General features: G+C 33.3%; 15 protein-coding genes. 9 read left to right on the top strand and 6 right to left on the bottom strand.

Annotated features, from left to right (window positions below):
- Positions 1-6: 6 nt before the first annotated feature.
- The 3 genes from AC3IPI_RS23930 to AC3IPI_RS23920 all read right to left on the bottom strand — a co-directional run bounded on the left by AC3IPI_RS23930 (position 7) and on the right by AC3IPI_RS23920 (position 1,930).
- Positions 7-138: a hypothetical protein gene (locus tag AC3IPI_RS23930; RefSeq protein WP_489156293.1), complete on the bottom strand. Its 132-nt coding sequence runs from the start codon at positions 136-138 to the stop codon at positions 7-9.
- Positions 128-751, bottom strand: coding sequence for a hypothetical protein (locus AC3IPI_RS23925; RefSeq protein WP_489156291.1), 624 nt, complete (start codon positions 749-751; stop codon positions 128-130). Before AC3IPI_RS23925 ends, AC3IPI_RS23930 begins: the two co-directional genes overlap by 11 nt.
- A gap of 345 nt (positions 752-1,096) precedes the next feature.
- Positions 1,097-1,930: a DUF6929 family protein gene (locus AC3IPI_RS23920; RefSeq protein WP_489156289.1), complete on the bottom strand. Its 834-nt coding sequence runs from the start codon at positions 1,928-1,930 to the stop codon at positions 1,097-1,099.
- A 209-nt stretch (positions 1,931-2,139) separates the two neighbouring features.
- On the opposite strand from AC3IPI_RS23920, the gene AC3IPI_RS23915 reads away from it, so the two are divergent.
- The 6 genes from AC3IPI_RS23915 (at position 2,140) to AC3IPI_RS23890 (ending at position 9,468) form a co-directional block, all read left to right on the top strand.
- Positions 2,140-3,021: a PPK2 family polyphosphate kinase gene (locus AC3IPI_RS23915; RefSeq protein ID WP_489156287.1), complete on the top strand. Its 882-nt coding sequence runs from the start codon at positions 2,140-2,142 to the stop codon at positions 3,019-3,021.
- Positions 3,022-3,218: 197 nt separating this feature from the next.
- Positions 3,219-4,676, top strand: coding sequence for a PhoX family protein (locus AC3IPI_RS23910; protein ID WP_117615791.1), 1,458 nt, complete (start codon positions 3,219-3,221; stop codon positions 4,674-4,676).
- Positions 4,677-4,772: 96 nt separating this feature from the next.
- On the top strand, positions 4,773-6,551 hold the full coding sequence (locus AC3IPI_RS23905; RefSeq protein ID WP_489156284.1) for a cytochrome-c peroxidase: 1,779 nt from the start codon (positions 4,773-4,775) through the stop codon (positions 6,549-6,551).
- Between the two features lie 252 nt (positions 6,552-6,803).
- Positions 6,804-7,400 carry a porin family protein gene (locus tag AC3IPI_RS23900; RefSeq protein ID WP_489156282.1) on the top strand — a complete coding sequence of 199 codons (597 nt, stop codon included), beginning with the start codon at positions 6,804-6,806 and terminating at the stop codon, positions 7,398-7,400.
- Positions 7,401-7,522: 122 nt separating this feature from the next.
- Complete coding sequence (locus AC3IPI_RS23895; RefSeq protein ID WP_489156280.1) at positions 7,523-8,575, top strand: sensor histidine kinase; 1,053 nt, start codon at positions 7,523-7,525, stop codon at positions 8,573-8,575.
- Positions 8,576-8,754: 179 nt separating this feature from the next.
- The gene (locus AC3IPI_RS23890; protein WP_489156278.1) at positions 8,755-9,468 is read left to right on the top strand and encodes a LytR/AlgR family response regulator transcription factor; all 714 of its coding nucleotides are present in this window, start codon (positions 8,755-8,757) and stop codon (positions 9,466-9,468) included.
- 2 nt (positions 9,469-9,470) lie between these two features.
- Here the strand turns inward: AC3IPI_RS23890 and AC3IPI_RS23885 are convergent, their stop codons facing one another.
- Both AC3IPI_RS23885 and AC3IPI_RS23880 read right to left on the bottom strand, forming a co-directional pair.
- Positions 9,471-10,406 carry a DUF6268 family outer membrane beta-barrel protein gene (locus AC3IPI_RS23885; RefSeq protein WP_489156276.1) on the bottom strand — a complete coding sequence of 312 codons (936 nt, stop codon included), beginning with the start codon at positions 10,404-10,406 and terminating at the stop codon, positions 9,471-9,473.
- Between the two features lie 172 nt (positions 10,407-10,578).
- The gene (locus tag AC3IPI_RS23880) at positions 10,579-11,091 is read right to left on the bottom strand and encodes a hypothetical protein (protein WP_039111264.1); all 513 of its coding nucleotides are present in this window, start codon (positions 11,089-11,091) and stop codon (positions 10,579-10,581) included.
- Between the two features lie 194 nt (positions 11,092-11,285).
- On the opposite strand from AC3IPI_RS23880, the gene AC3IPI_RS23875 reads away from it, so the two are divergent.
- Genes AC3IPI_RS23875 through AC3IPI_RS23865 form a run of 3 tightly spaced genes read left to right on the top strand, consistent with a single transcriptional unit; the run spans position 11,286 to position 14,926 of the window.
- Positions 11,286-12,671 (top strand): MATE family efflux transporter, encoded by a 1,386-nt coding sequence (locus AC3IPI_RS23875; protein ID WP_489156274.1) that lies wholly within the window; start codon positions 11,286-11,288, stop codon positions 12,669-12,671.
- Positions 12,672-12,698: 27 nt separating this feature from the next.
- Complete coding sequence (locus AC3IPI_RS23870; RefSeq protein WP_039111261.1) at positions 12,699-12,926, top strand: DUF8828 family protein; 228 nt, start codon at positions 12,699-12,701, stop codon at positions 12,924-12,926.
- A 56-nt stretch (positions 12,927-12,982) separates the two neighbouring features.
- The gene (locus AC3IPI_RS23865; RefSeq protein ID WP_409417221.1) at positions 12,983-14,926 is read left to right on the top strand and encodes an LTA synthase family protein; all 1,944 of its coding nucleotides are present in this window, start codon (positions 12,983-12,985) and stop codon (positions 14,924-14,926) included.
- Positions 14,927-14,982: 56 nt separating this feature from the next.
- Here the strand turns inward: AC3IPI_RS23865 and meaB are convergent, their stop codons facing one another.
- A complete protein-coding gene (meaB, locus tag AC3IPI_RS23860) occupies positions 14,983-16,077 on the bottom strand; it encodes a methylmalonyl Co-A mutase-associated GTPase MeaB (protein ID WP_489156271.1) in 1,095 nt (364 codons plus the stop codon).
- Between the last annotated feature and the right edge of the window lie 68 nt (positions 16,078-16,145).

Here is a 16,145-nt window from a genome sequence, read left to right as displayed (position 1 = left end):
TTAGGGTTAATTTGTAAATTTTGTTTTTTCGAAATATCCTTTTGGATTTTTAGGATTAATTTCTGGCTTTGATATTTTAATAATTTCAGTTGTATTAGGATAAATTATTCTATAGGTATTGTATTGTTTATTGTTCATAGCAAATGTCATTATAGTATTCAACTATCTCTTTAATTTGATTAGAACTAAATTTGTTATCTTTTATTTTTTTGACAAGAACTTCACAATCAGAAAAATAACTGGTTGATGTTTTTTTCCAATTAGAAAGAATTCCAATATTTATATGAGTTGCATATTGATTATTCTTTCGTTTCAAATAGTAAAGATCTCTTGTTTGTTCTGTAGAGTAAGAGTAATCTGGTAATGAAATTAAATTTTGATTTGGCGAGGCTGTTGTCTTTAATTTTGGATTTACAAAAATTTGTGATTTTTCCATTCTATATAAATTAACCTCTCCATCAACTACGAGTTCAACTAGTTTTGGATTACCCGAAGAATTTAGTTTTAAATATTCATAGGTTTGCACAAAATCAATTCCTAGGAATTTAATTTTGTAAACATTTTCAAAATCCCAAGAATCTGTTTCACTGTCTTTTGAAATCTTGAATTTTATTTTATTATTTTGAATTAAGCCGAAACCTTCAATAGAATCTCCTTCTTTAAAATAAATAATACATTCTTGATTTTGTGCATAAATCTGAGTGCTAAAAAAGAGTAAGTAGATAAGTAAGTTTTTATAGGTTTGTTTCATTTTTTAAATACTCTCGGGAATAGGAAGAGTAGAATTTAATAGATTGGTATTTTGATAAATATTTTTAGCTACAAATTTTCACGATTTATTTAATTCTATCTAACTCTTTGCGAAAGGAACGCGGATTATGCGGATTAGCTAAGGCGAAAACACGGATTAAAACGGATTTTATTTTTGATTATTTTTAAATCAGTTTTAATCCGTGGCTTTACTTTTGTAAATCCGTATCATCTGTGCCCCTTTATAGACAATTTAAGTTAGCAACTCTTTCGCTATCGCTCGGGTGTCAAAGTCCCAAAACGGCTTTCTTGAAATCTGAGAATATTTGTTACTTTGAGTCTTAAATTACAAGGGTAAAGTTAATTTGTAAATTTTAGTTTCTAAAAGCTCAGTATCATTGTCTTCGCAAAGTAAAAACTCAATTTGATTGTTAGATTTTTTATAAAGTGTTAGTCCTTCAAATTTATTGGTTGAAGTGATTTTTTTGGTGTAGTCGATTTTCATGGTTTTTAAATCGATTCTACCAATAAAACTACCTAATATCTCTCCATCGGCATAAGTTGATTCTGTATCTTCGGCTGTAGCCAAAAAGTAAATTTTATTATCTACAAGTATGGCATCGGTAAAACTGCTGCGAACTCCTTTTATTTTAGGTAGTTTATAATCTACAGATATAAGGCTGAATTCATCTCCCAAACTTTTGGCATGTATGGTAAATATGGAGTTTTTATTGGTTTTTCCGTTTCCACGATTGAATAAGTACCAGTTTTCTCCATCAAAAATAGATCCTTCCAGATTAAAATCTTCGGGTTTTATTCCTGAGAAGTTTTGCATTACGGCATAAAAATCGGTTAAGTTGTTTGTAGTGATCTTGGTTTTTGATTTTACATCAAATTCGACCATTTTATTTCTTTGGTCGGTTGAGCCTGAACCAAAAATATACAAGGTGTCGTTATGATGTGTTATAGATTCAAAATCGGGTTTTAGATTTTTTGCAATATTTTCGGTTGGATTTGTAATTATCTCATGCTTTTTTAAATCGGAATTATCGATGTTGTATTCGTATAAATAACCACTATTGTCGCCAATGATATATAATGAATTGTCTTGATATATAAGTCCTGATGCTGAACCGATCCCGATGATTTGGAATAGGATTTCGAGTGTGAATTTTTCCATGATTGTTGTTTTAAATGTAGTTGTTTTAGCCCCGATTATAATGAAAATACTTTGAGAGGAAATTGTTGTTTTTTCTTGAAGGAACAGAGCGACCAGCGGAAGCTCCTGTTACTTTTTAGAAAAAAGCAATTTACTGAAAAGTATTGTAATGCAAAGCGGGAAAAAGCTGACCAAAAATAGTATATTTACTTTAATTAAAACGAGGAATTATGAAATCAATTGACCCGAAAAATTTTAAAGTTGTTGATAAAATAAAATTATCAAAAATCCCGACTTTGTTGGATATAGATGCCGATGAGAAAGAGAAGGAAGTGAAGCTGGATAAGGTTCAGGCTAAATTGAGTAAACTACAAGATGTGATGTATGCACATAATAGGTACGGCGTTTTGATTTGTTTACAAGGAATGGATACTTCAGGGAAGGATAGTTTGATTCGTGAGGTTTTTAAGGAATTTAATCCGCGTGGTGTTGTGGTTCATAGTTTTAAAACGCCTACTTCGGCTGAGTTGGAACATGACTATTTATGGAGACATTATCTTGCTTTGCCTGAAAAAGGGAAGTATGCGATTTTTAACCGTACACATTACGAGAATATTTTGGTAACACGCGTACATCCTGAATTTATATTAAATGAGAATTTGCCCGGAATTGAGAAGGTAGAGGATATTCCGGAAGATTTCTGGAAGGACAGAATTGAACAAATTAATAATTTTGAGAAGCATATTACCCAAAACGGAACTATTGTTCTGAAGTTTTATTTGCATTTAAGTAAAGAGGAACAACGCCAAAGGTTATTGCGCAGATTGGAGAAAGAAAAGCATAATTGGAAATTCTCGGTATCGGATTTAAAGGAACGTGGTCATTGGGATGAATATCAGCAATATTATGAGGAAGCAATAAATAAAACTTCGACCAAAGATGCTCCGTGGTATGTTGTTCCTGCAGATGATAAGGAAATGGCACGTTATATTGTAGCCAGAATTATTTGGGAAGTAATGCAAAAACATGCTGACATTAAGGAACCAGAATTGCCTGATAGTATCAAGGATAACATTAAAATGTATAAACAACAATTAGAAAACGAGTCTTAGAAATAAGGCTCTTTTTTTTGGTTTGATGTTACTGTAAGTTTATGAATGTTTTGTATTACTAATTTAATGTTAATTAATTTTAAGTTTATTGCGGTGTTTTGGTAGAACTATTGTTTTTTTGATAATATCTAAATCATTTTAAGTTAAAGAGCGGGGGCTTACTTTGCCAAAAAAATATAAACCAACTTAAAACTAAAATGAAAAGAATTATTTTACCCCTAATTATTCTGGGATCACTGATTACATCATGTAACAACGATTCTAAAGATCAAGAGGAAGTAGCAACAAATAGTGTTGTATTAAAAGACCAATCGGTTACGCCAAGTTTGTTAAAAGCTAAGGCAGGTTTTGAAAACTTAAAAATCTATTCTCTTTTTGGTTCTGATGATGTTTTTCCAGATAGTCCAAAATTTGTTTTTGGAGGTTCTGCTGATGGTTCTGGTTTGTTAAAAAATACCGATGGAACTTTTACTTTTTTAGTAAACAACGAAGACAATTTTGCAGTTTCTAGAATTACTCTTGACAAAACTTTTAAGCCTACTAAAGGAGAATATTTGTTAAACTCTAGCGGAGGAACTTGGAGATTATGTGGTGCTACAATGGCTACGCCAGCTGAACATGGTTTTGGTCCTGTTTATTTAACTTGTGGAGAATCTGGAGAGGAATCTCGTACGCATGCATTAGATCCTAACGGAAGTGCTGGTTCGGCATCGGTATCTAAGGAATTGGCAGGTTTTGGTCGTTTAAGTGCCGAGAATGCTTTGCCTTTACGTTCATCTGCTTACAAAGGTAAAACAGTTGTTGTAATTGGTGATGATGACTCTGGAACTTACGGAGGTCAGGTTTTTATGTATGTATCTAATACTGTGGGTGAATTATCTAGTGGTTCTTTATACATGCTAAAAAGAAATGATGATAACCAAAGAGAGAAAGATATGGAGGTTAGTAAATCATATCCTGTTTCTTTTGTGAAAATTGATAATCATACTACGCTTACTGGTGCTCAAATTAATGCATCGGTTAATACATTGAAAGCGATTAAATTTGGTCGTGTTGAGGATTTAGATTACCGCAAAGGTGGTGGTACTGCTGATCGTGAATTGTATTTTAACGTAACTGGACAAAATACTACTGGAACTAACGCTGATGCTTCCAGAACTAAATACGGTAGAGTTTATAGATTAAATCTTGATGCTGCAGATCCATTAAAAGGAACTCTAGAGGTTGTTCTTGATGGTGATAACCGTACTGGAATTGCTGGTAAATTTCAAAACCCTGATAACATTTGTGTAACTAAAAACTTTGTTTACGTTCAGGAAGATGCTAATGGTTACGGAGACGAAACTCATGATGCTTACATTTATCAATACAACATTGCAACTAAAGATTTAAAAGTTGTGGTGGAGTTAGATCACCGTCGTACGCAAGCTGATGCTGCTAAATATAACGTAGGCGGAATGTCTCAATTTGGAGATTGGGAATATGGTGCTTTAATCGATATTTCGGAGCAAGTTGGTATCGAAGATACTTTTATGTTGAGTGTACAGCCACATACTTGGACTGGTGATAAATACAAAGGTGTTGATGGTGGAACAAATCGTCCTAACGAAAAACAAGCAAGTCAAATCTTAGTACTTAAAGGTTTAGCGAGATAAATTTTTTAAGTAATTATAAAACAGCTATCCACTACTTCATATTGAGGTAGTGGTTTCTGTTTTTCTGAATATTCCTCTTTTAATCGGTATTAAATCATGAAAAAAATATATTGTTTGTTGTTTGTAATAGCATTTGTTGCTTGTCAGAAAAAAAACAAACATCAGGAAATAAATGAATTGTTTAAAGCAGATATTACTTTATTAATTCAAAAAGTTGCCAAGCTTAAATATTCGGTTCAATCGGATTCGACCGAAGCAGAAATCCAGAGGCAGTTTCTAGAAGCACACCAAAGCTATAAGAAAGTTGAAATGATAAGCGAATATTATTCGCCAACGGTTTCTAAAGCGATTAACGGTCCTGCCATAAGTGAGTTTGAAGAAAATGATAAAATTACAGTTCCACCCGAAGGATTTCAGGTTATCGAAGAGTTAGTTTTTCCTAAATATAATGCAGAAAGCAAAAAAGAATTGGTTCAGGAACTGGGAGTTCTTGCAGCTAATTTAACTCGTTTAGAAAAAGTTTCGAGCACAAACGAATTAACCGATGCGCATGTTTTTGACGCCATGCGATTGCAAGTGTATCGCATTATTACTTTGGGAATTACAGGATTTGACTCGCCTGTTGTTTTCAACTCAATTCCCGAAGCATTGGTCTCTTTAGAAACTATCGAAAAATATTATCGCGTTTTTATAGAGGATAAGAAGGTTTCGAATGCCAAAGAAGTGCTTGATATTTTTGAAAAAGGAAAGAAACACTTAAAAGCAAATACTAATTTCAATGCTTTTGATCGTGCTTTTTTTATCAGAGAAATTGCGAATCCGTTGAGCAGAGGACTTTATAAAACTCAAACAGAACTAGGAATTCCGTTTATGACTGAATCTAGAGGTTTAAAACCAACGGCACAAACTATATTTGATAAGGACGCATTTGATGCAGAAGCATTTTCGGGATTTCCAGATTATAAAACAACGCCAGAAAAAATTGCATTAGGGAAAAAGTTATTTAACGATCCAATTTTATCCGGAAACAATACGCGTTCTTGTGCTTCGTGCCATCATGAAGAGAAAGCATTTACAGATGGTTTGGAACGAGCAGTTTCGTTAGACGGAAAATCGATGATTCAGCGTAATACACCAACACTTGCCAATATTGCTTTTCAGCGTGTATTTTTCTCTGATTCCCGAGTGGGGTATCTAGAAGATCAGGCAGTTGCTGTTATAAAAAATGAAAACGAAATGCATGGTTCTTTAGAGAAATCTGCATTGGCGATTAAGAAAAATCCAAATTATGTAAAGGAGTTTAAAAAGGCATTTCCGAAAGGTGAAATAAATGAATTTGAAATAAAAAATGCTTTAGGATCTTACATTCGTTCTTTGAGTCATTATGACTCTAAGTTTGATAAGTATATGCAAAATAAAACAACATTTACAGCAGATGAAAAAGCAGGTTTTAATTTATTTGCTGGCAAAGCCAAATGCGCTACGTGTCATTTTATCCCGCTTACAAATGGAACAGTTCCTCCAAATTTTGACAAGTCAGAAAGTGAAGTATTGGGGGTACCAAATAAAAATAAAATGCTTGATGGTGATTTAGGGAAGTTTGTATTAACGCAAGCAGCCATTCATAAGTTTTCGTTTAAGACACCTACAATAAGAAACATAGAACTTACAGCTCCTTATATGCACAATGGGGTTTATAATACACTCGAAGAGGTTGTCGATTTTTATAATGATGGTGGCGGTATAGGTTTAGGATTTGACCTTCCTAACCAAACGTTACCCGAAGACAAACTAAATTTAACCGAAAAAGAAAAGAAACAATTAATTGCCTTTATGAAGACGTTGACGGATGAGAGGTATTTGGGAGTGAAATGAGAGAAGTGAGATATTAGACTGGAAGAAGCAAGATGAGAGAGGCAAGATGAAAGAAGTAAGATGAAAGATGCAAGATGCTAGGTGGATAGATGATGGAGCTAGAGAAAAAACAATTTGTGTTAATTTGTGCAATTTGTGGTTAAAAAAAAGATTTCTGTCCGTTGGTCAAAAGAGTAATGCCGTTCATCAAACTAATTTTAATAGGGATTATAGTTTATGCTCCTTTGCATCAAATTAATAAAAACTATTATCATGAAAATTTACAAATTAGTATTGTTGACTACTCTTTTCTTATTAGGTTTAATTTCTAGCAAAGCAAATGCTCAATCTCCGTTACCGATTCATATAGGTATAAAAGGTGGAGCAAATTATTCAGAATTGCCAGTTTCGGATGGCTTTAGTTCTAAATATGCATCAGGTTATTTTGGTGGTGCAATGGCACGATTTGATATAGGAAGGTTTTATATTCAAAATGAAATCTTATATAGTGAGAAATCTTCTAAAATTGAGACTTCTTTAATGGGGTCACGAAATGTAAAATGGAAAAATATTGAGGTTCCCTTGGTTATTGGTTATAAAGTAGTAAATCTTGACGCTCTTAATGTGAGAGTTTTTGGAGGAGGAGTTTACTCTTATGTTATCGATGATAATATTACATCATTAAACCAATTAAAAGATTCATACAAGAAATTTGATAAGTCGAATATCGGATATCAGGTTGGAGCAGGAGTAGAGATGTGGAAGTTTACGCTTGATTTTACTTATCAAGGCGGCTTAAATAATATAAGCAAAGACTTTGACTCCAAAGTAAGTTCCTTTAATTTAAGTATCGGATATTTTATTTTATAACCTCTTTTTATAGTTAACTCAGAAGCAGCAGCAAAGAATCTTTTCGGTACTTTGCTGCTCTTTTTAGAAATATCGAGTTACTTTTGAGTACTAATTTTCTCATATTACTTATTCTTTTTTAGATGAAAATAAAAAACAAAGATAAATACCATTGGATTTTTATAGTCTTTTTTTGGTGTATACTAGGTACTACTATTTGGGCGCAAATGATTGAAGATTATGATGTTATTCCCGCTACTTACCAGGTTGTTTTGATTTTGTTATGTTCCATTATTTTGGCACATTTCCTCAGTGATGTTTTACTTCCTAATGCGTTGCGTAAAAATAAAATGCGCCTATTTGCAATGCAAGGGTTGTTTATAGTTTTGCTTTTGTCTTTGTGTTTGGCATTAATATATACAGCTTTTTCGGATGTGTCTTTTAGAGCAAGATTATATCCTGATGAGGTTAATATGACTACGCTTCATTTTTTATGGGCAAGGTTTTGTGGCAGCGTTCCAGCAGCGATTTTAATTAATGGTACAGCTTGTGGTATTCGATTTTATCAGGAACATAATGTTATCGAAAAAAATCATGCGCAATTGCAACAAGTGCATTTAGAGGCACAGATAAAGATTTTACAGGATCAAATTAATCCGCACCTAATGTTTAATGTGCTTAATCACATTCATATTTTGATGCAAAGCAATGTGAAATTAGCTTCGGATTTGTTGATTCAGTTTTCTGATATTTTACGATACCAATTGTATGAATGTAATAAAGAATATGTTGCGTTATATCTAGAAATCAAGTATCTAAAAGATTTGGTTTCGGTCGAAAAAACCCGATGGGGAGATGAGCTAGATGTAAAGACTAATTGGAATATCGAAGACGGACAACTACAAATTGTTCCATTGCTTTTGGTCCCTTTAATAGAAAATGCTTTTAAACACGTTTCGAGATTGCCAAACCAAAAAGGATATGTGCACTTATCTTGCGAACAAGAGAATAAACAATTGGTTTTTAAAATAGAAAACTCCTATACTGAGCAATATAAAATCCCATCTAAAAGTCAGGGATTGGGGCTTGAAAACGTACGTAAAAGACTGGCAATACAATACCCAAATCGACATGAATTAAAAATAAATAAAACCGATTCGGATTTTACAGTTGAGGTTGTTTTGGATTTAAAGTAATCAACATCAAGCAGATTTTTTACCGCAAAGGGCGCAAATTTTTGTGTTGAACTAGCTTTGCGAACTTTGCGAAAACCTTTGTACTCTTTGCGGTTAATTTTTTTGCATAAGTTACGCAGTTTAAAAATTTGCGGTTAACTTTAAAGTACTAAGAATCAGTTTTAAAAAATATATAAGATATGACTATGAAATGCCTTGTAATCGATGATGAGCCTATAGCTAGAAATGGAATTGTAGATTTTATTTCTAAGATAGATTTTCTGGAAGTAATAGGTACTTGTGCTTCGGCACTAGAAGCCACTTCGTACATTCAGGAAAAACAGGTAGACTTGTTGTTTTTGGATATTAATATGCCTTATCTCTCAGGATTAGAATTCTTGGAGTCTTTGGACAATCCGCCGTTGGTTATTTTTACCACAGCTTATTCGGAGCATGCTCTGGATGGATACCGCTTACAAGTGGTCGATTATTTGCTAAAACCTATAGCATTCCAGCGGTTTTATCAAGCTTCTCTAAAAGCGAAACAATGGCATCAAATGATTGGTTCTCCTAAACAATCGCAACTAGATCCATTTCTTTATGTACGCCAGGAAGAAGGATTCCAAAAGATTTCCTGGGTAGATATTTTATATATAGAAGGAATGCAAAATTATGCTAAGCTTCACTTTAAAGATAAGGTTCTTGTAATTCATCAAACCATGATTTCATTAGAAGAAACACTTCCAGCTGAAATTTTCTTTAGGATTCATAAATCTTTTTTGGTTAACATAACCCACATCGATTCTGTTTCTGGCGGACGTTTGTTTATAAAAGGACAAGAACTACCTATTTCAAGAACACGCCGCGAAGCATTATTGAAAGAGGTAGTGTATAAGAATTTGTTAAGCCGATAATTTTAAAATTTCCATTTAAGAGCTACAGCTCCATAAAAAGTGGTTGTAAATCTAGGATCAGCAAGATCTTTTTCTTTAAATATATCTTTTATTTTTCGGTTATTGGTCGAGAACGAACGAACGAGAGTTGATCCTATTGTAGGTTCAAATGTCCAGTGCTTGCCCAATTTTACTTGTGGTTTAATACCAGCAATAATTTGTTGATATCCTAACAATATCGATTTGCCTCCTACGTTGGTTTCCGCAGTCATTCCGCCTAACTCCAAAACAGCTTTTAGGTCAAAATTGTCATTCATTCGGTAGCCTATTTCCACTCCTTCTGGAAAGTTTACTTTAAAGTGAAAAGCACCTCGTGATTCCCAATTAAAATAAATTCCAGGAAGTACCATCGGAACACCAAAACTATTAGTAAGGACAGGTCCTAAACCAAGTGCTAAATTTGGATTGAATTGTTTAATGAAAAGAACACCTCCTTGAATCAACACATCATCTTTATTAATTTCTTCCATATCGGTATAAATACCTACAGAAGCCATTGCTAATAAAGACCATGATTGAGAAATTGATCGTAAGTGCTTGACTCCGATTTGTGCATTTAAAATCTCTGTAGGAAATCCATTTGGTAATGCTTCTGGGAGAGAAGGGATGTCATAATTTTTATTTTCCATTTTAGCATAAGCTCCCTGAACCCCAATCGACCATAATCTTGGGTTATTATATTTGTCCATTTTTAAAGAAATGGGAACTTCCAGAGCAATTTGAGCCCTTTTAAAATTGCTCTGTGCGTCAGTTTTAGAACTGTCTATTGGGCGAACATAATTAGAAAACGGAACGTAATCAATTTTGGCTTCTCCAGATATGCCAGATTGTGCTCTTACCGAAACGGAAATCAATAGAAATAAGAACAGTAGTGATAGGTAAAAAACAGATTTTTTCATGATTTAAATTAAATTTTCTACGAAGTACCATGTTCCTCTCCAATCCTAAAAAAACGTTTGACTAATGGTTATTATCTGTTGACCAATGGTAAAATATGATGTATGTCAAATTGTATATAACTAAAAAAGCCTCTCTTTCGAAAGGCTTTTTATGAATGTTTTATATTTTGGTTTACAATCTAAACCCGTATGCCAATCGCAATGCAACCTGATTGGTATTAAATTTTGTGTAATCTTCATATCGCACACTTATGTCAACATATTTATTAGCATACCCAATTCCTGGAGCCCATAAAAAAGTGGTGTCATTGTATCCGTTTGTCACTGCAAAACCAGCACCAACTTCTCCTAACACATAAAATTGATCTTCCCAAACAAAGGCTTTAAAACCAGCTTTTGCAGGAATGAATCCGATGTCTTTTAGATCCTGTTTGTTAACAAACAAATTAGTAAAACCTGTTGTTAAGGTTAATGAAGTTTTCATAGACAAATCATACTGTAACCTAACATCTCCACCCAACGACCAGCTATATACTTTATTTGTTGGAATACCACCATTTAAACCAAAACCTAAACGGAAACCTTGGTCATAGTTTTTTATTTCGGTGCTTTGTGCCGTTGCAGATGTGTATATAATTGCAAAAACTGCAATTAATAGCATTTTTAAGTTGAATCCCTTTTTCATAGTATCAGATGTTTTAGTTTATTAATGATGTAAAAGTATATTTTGGGTACAAGGAGCATGTTATATAATTATTAGCTTTTATTATATAATATTGAGGTTCCTGATAAAATGAATAATAAATAGGGTTATAAATTGAATAATAGGGAAAGAATTGAAAGGTTCTAATTATCTTTGCAGACTTAAAAAAATATAGAGTGAACTTTTCTCAATATACAAAAGAATTTTCTTATAATTTAAAATTAGCATACCCCATAATACTAGGAATGGTAGGGCATACCCTTATAGGTATTGTCGATAATATTATGGTTGGAAAACTAGGAAGCACAGAACTGGCAGCCGTTTCATTAGGAAACAGTATGATTTTTATTGCAATGTCATTAGGAATCGGGTTTTCGACAGCAATTACTCCTATAGTTGCCGAAGGAGATGCAGAGAAGAATGATAAAAAAATTCGCAACGCATTTCATCACGGATTATTCTTGTGTACTATTCTGGGATTAATGCTTTTTGGAGTAATTGTTTTGGCAAAGCCAATAATGGAATTACTAGAGCAACCAGCCGATGTAATTGCACTTGCAAAACCGTATCTTGATTGGGTAGCTTTTTCATTGATTCCTCTAATCATGTATCAGGGATATAAGCAATTTGCCGACGGACTTTCGCTTACAAAATATTCTATGTATGCTATGGTTATGGCAAATGTATTACACGTAGGTATAAATTATCTATTGATATATGGTATCTGGATTTTTCCTAAAATGGGAATTGTTGGGGCAGCACTTGGAACAGTAATTTCAAGGATATTCTTAGTAATGTTCATGCATATTATGATATCTAGGAGAGAAGAATTAAAGCATCATTTTCAGAATTTTAGTTTTTCAGAAATCAAAAAAGAAACTATTAAAAAAATTATAAGCATAGGATTTCCTTCAGCAATGCAAATGCTTTTTGAAGTAGTGTTGTTTACAGCATCAATCTGGCTTTGTGGTAATATTGGCAAAACTAGCCAGGCAGCAAACCAAATTGCCTTAAGTTTGGCTTCAATGACTTTTATGTTTGCCATGGGATTAAGCGTTACTTCGATGATTAGAGTTAGTAATCAGCGAGGATTAAATGATATTAAAAACTTAGTTGTAGTGGCGCGTTCCATCTTTTTACTTGCAATTATAATCGAAACTGTTTTTGCGATTCTATTTATAGCTTTCCACGATTTCTTACCGCATATCTTTTTGAATATGGAAAACGGAGGACAACTTTTAGACAATAACGAAGTAATAAGTATTGCATCAAAATTACTTTTAATAGCAGCAGTTTTCCAAATTTCTGACGGAATTCAGGTTGTTGTTTTAGGCGCTTTACGCGGATTACAAGATGTAAAAGTACCTATGTATATTACATTTGTAGCTTATTGGATTATAGGATTTCCTATTTCATACTATTTAGCCGAATACACAGAGTTAAAAGCAGAAGGTGTTTGGATAGGTCTTTTGGCCGGACTAACAGCAGCAGCTATATTTTTGTATATTCGTTTTCATTACCTCACAAAAAAATTAATCAATAATTCAGTTTCAAATTCTTAAATTTGACACATAAAATCTAAAATAAAAATGGAATTACCTAAATTTTTGCTCGGCGACAATACTGATTTCCCAGAAGATATCTTCATTATACATCTTGATTACCCAAGGTTTATCATCAATTTAAAAGATGATGAGGTTGAATTTATGGAAGAAGCTGAAGATCTTGACGAAGGCGAATTGAATGCCGAAATGGAAGGATTAATTGTTCTTGCCAATGAGTTTTATGATCGTGAAATAAAACGTTACGAAGAATAAACGCTCACAATTTAATTTAAAATATTTTTTTCAACACTTTAGAAATTCCTTATTAAATGAAAAAATTCGCTTTTTTAAAACCTATATTTAATTTTATAGCAATTGGATTACTGATAACTACATTAAGTCGAATATTTTTATTTTTTTTATTTAAGGAGCGAGTAGTTGAGACTCAGGATTATTGGTACATATTCCCGATAGGTTTGCGAATGGATTTGATATTGCTATGCTATATGTCATTTCTACCAGCATTATTAGTGACTTTTTTGCCTAATAACTGCATCAAATTCACAAACAAATTTTTGGTATTTTATAGTTTCCTATTTCTGTTTCTGATTCTTTTTGTAGAATTAGCAACGCCAGATTTTGTAAAACAATACGATACACGTCCGAACAAAATCTTTTTAGATTATTTAATATACCCAAGAGAAGTAGTAGGAATGCTTCTTAAAAGTTATTTGGTTTCTATAATCGTAACCTTCTTAATTTTAGGAGTTGTAATATATTTTGCTTTCAAAAAAGGGAAGAAATACTTTCATACACATCCAGCCAATTATAAAATCAAATTAATTGCGTTTCCATTTGTAGCTTTTCTGTTGTTTTTTGGAGCACGTTCAAGTCTTACTTCAAAGCGACCAATAAATGCAAGTAATGCAGTTTTTTCTACAGACCAGCTAACGAATTGTTTAGGATTAAATTCATTTTACACAGTTGCTTTTGCAGCTTATTCAATTAAAAATGAAGGAAATACTAAGATGTATGGGAAAATGGAAGAAGCAGAAGCAATTGCTCGTGTAAAAAAATACATGACAGTAAATCCTGCTGATTTTACCGATCCGGAAATTCCGTTTCTTCATATTCAAAACCCAGATACACTTTTAAAAAGACCTTATAATTTGGTTATATTTTTACAAGAAAGTCTAGGAGCAGAGTACGTTGGGATTTTAGGTGGCAAACCATTAACTCCAGAGTTTGATAAACTTTCTAAGGAGGGATTACTTTTTACCAACTTATATTGTACAGGAACACGTAGCGTACGCGGAATCGAAGCTGTTGTTACAGGATTCCTGCCTTCGCCTTCAGAAAGTGTAGTGAAATTAGGAAACTCACAACAAGGATTTTTTACTTTGGCAGATGCTTTAAAAAGAAAAGGATACGAGACGAGTTTTATTTATGGAGGAATGGCCAATTTTGATAATATGGCTTCCTTTTTTAACGGAAATGGATTTCAGGATATTGTAGATCAGGAAGATTTTGATTCCGATGGACATAAATATGCATTTAAAGGAACTTGGGGTTATTCGGATGAAGATTTGGTTGTAAAAGCAAACAATTACTTTAAAGCCAAAGGAGATAAACCTTTTTTCTCATTAATGTTTTCTACATCTAATCACGAACCATTTGAGTATCCGGAAGGAAGAATTAAACCATACGATAAGAAAGCTGCAACGGTTAATAACGCAATGAAATATGCCGATTTTTCGATTGGAAAATTCTTCGAAATGGCTAAAAAAGAAGCATATTTTAAGAATACTATCTTTATTGTAATTGCAGATCACAACACAAGAACATACGGAAAAAATTTAGTGCCAATAAACAAGTTTCACATTCCTGCTTTAATCATGGGGCCAGGAGTTCCTAAAGGTAAAGCATATGATAAATTGGCTAGCCAGATTGATATTCCTCCTACATTATTAAGTTATATTGGCTCACAGTTTGAAACACCGATGATAGGAAGAAATCTAACTAAAATAGGACCAGATGTAAAAGGAAGGTCAATTATGCAATTTAATGATATCAACGCATTTAGAGTAGATAATAAGGTGGTAATCATGCAACCAAATTTAAAACCATTGCAGTTTGAAATTAAAAATGACACTACTTTAGTTCCTGTTAAACTAGACGAAGAACTTGCAAAAGATGCTTTGGCACATGTCGTAACCGCAGGGAATTTATATAAAGAGAATAAGTATAAACTAAGAGGAAAAGGTACTAAGTAGCTAAGTTTCTAAGCTTCTGAGTCTTTAATTACTTAGTAACTTAGAATCTCAGAACCTTAGCGGCTTTTAGAAAAATATAATTCCAACAAAATAGTAGCAGCTGCAAAAGGTGAAATTTCATCATTTTGCACTGCTTTTTTGTTTTTATCAAGTTCGGCTATGATTTCTGGGTGATTGTAGAAGTTTGTTTTTAATTGCTCATTAATTGTTTCCATCATCCAGAACTGGTTTTGTTCTTTTCTTTTTTCCTGAAAATAAAGACTAGCTTTTGCCATTTCAAAATAATCAAGAATAGTTTGCCATACTTCAGGAATTCCTTCATGAGTTATGGCACTACACGTATTTACAGTAGGTTGCCATCCCGATTTTTTGAGAGGAAATAAATGCAAAGCCCTATTAAATTCAGTTTTGGCAAGCCTGGCTTTTTTTATGTTGTCCCCATCGGCTTTGTTTATGATAATTGCATCAGCCATTTCCATAATACCTCTTTTTATACCTTGTAGTTCGTCGCCGGCACCAGCAATTTTTAGCAATAAGAAAAAATCGACCATACTATGAACGGCGGTTTCGCTTTGTCCAACGCCCACGGTTTCTATTAATATGGTGTCAAATCCAGCCGCTTCACAAAGTATAATAGCTTCCCTTGTTTTGCGGGCAACACCACCAAGAGTTTCTCCCGATGCACTAGGTCTTATAAAAGCATTTTCGTCTTTTACCAATTCTTCCATTCGTGTTTTATCACCTAGAATACTTCCGTGAGAGAAAGAACTACTTGGATCAACTGCCAAGACGGCTAGTTTTTTTCCTAATCCGGTGAGTTGTTTGCCAAAGGCTTCGATAAAAGTACTTTTTCCAACTCCGGGAACACCAGTAATTCCTATTCGAACCGATTGATTAGCATGAGGCAGGCAGGCATTAATTATTTCATTTGCTTTGGCCAAATGATTCGGATTAGTGCTTTCTATAAGAGTGATTGCTCTACTTAGTGCAGTAATGTTTCCAGATAAAATACCAGAAACTAATTCTTGTGCAGAAGGTTGAATTCGTCTAAAACGCTGAATTTGCTCAATTGAAGTTCCGCTGGTAATTTCAGGTTGCGAAATTCCAGGCTTTTCATTTAAACTGCTTTCTTGTTTTTTATGTGCTGACAAACTCTTTGCTTTTTAAAAGGTAAAAGTAATCAAAACAAAAACAGTTTCAAAAGTAGAAAAGTGCTTTC

It is taken from the genome of Flavobacterium sp. GL_143, assembly GCF_057834355.1.
This window is presented reverse-complemented; position numbering and strand designations above follow the sequence as displayed.

Bases quoted from the DNA above. Each gene is read 5' to 3' on its own strand.
- AC3IPI_RS23930 (WP_489156293.1), bottom strand. From the start codon at position 138: ATGAACAATAAACAATACAATACCTATAGAATAATTTATCCTAATACA.
- AC3IPI_RS23925 (WP_489156291.1), bottom strand. From the start codon at position 751: ATGAAACAAACCTATAAAAACTTACTTATCTACTTACTCTTTTTTAGC.
- AC3IPI_RS23920 (WP_489156289.1), bottom strand. From the start codon at position 1,930: ATGGAAAAATTCACACTCGAAATCCTATTCCAAATCATCGGGATCGGT.
- AC3IPI_RS23915 (WP_489156287.1), top strand. From the start codon at position 2,140: ATGAAATCAATTGACCCGAAAAATTTTAAAGTTGTTGATAAAATAAAA.
- AC3IPI_RS23910 (WP_117615791.1), top strand. From the start codon at position 3,219: ATGAAAAGAATTATTTTACCCCTAATTATTCTGGGATCACTGATTACA.
- AC3IPI_RS23905 (WP_489156284.1), top strand. From the start codon at position 4,773: ATGAAAAAAATATATTGTTTGTTGTTTGTAATAGCATTTGTTGCTTGT.
- AC3IPI_RS23900 (WP_489156282.1), top strand. From the start codon at position 6,804: ATGAAAATTTACAAATTAGTATTGTTGACTACTCTTTTCTTATTAGGT.
- AC3IPI_RS23895 (WP_489156280.1), top strand. From the start codon at position 7,523: ATGAAAATAAAAAACAAAGATAAATACCATTGGATTTTTATAGTCTTT.
- AC3IPI_RS23890 (WP_489156278.1), top strand. From the start codon at position 8,755: ATGACTATGAAATGCCTTGTAATCGATGATGAGCCTATAGCTAGAAAT.
- AC3IPI_RS23885 (WP_489156276.1), bottom strand. From the start codon at position 10,406: ATGAAAAAATCTGTTTTTTACCTATCACTACTGTTCTTATTTCTATTG.
- AC3IPI_RS23880 (WP_039111264.1), bottom strand. From the start codon at position 11,091: ATGAAAAAGGGATTCAACTTAAAAATGCTATTAATTGCAGTTTTTGCA.
- AC3IPI_RS23870 (WP_039111261.1), top strand. From the start codon at position 12,699: ATGGAATTACCTAAATTTTTGCTCGGCGACAATACTGATTTCCCAGAA.
- AC3IPI_RS23865 (WP_409417221.1), top strand. From the start codon at position 12,983: ATGAAAAAATTCGCTTTTTTAAAACCTATATTTAATTTTATAGCAATT.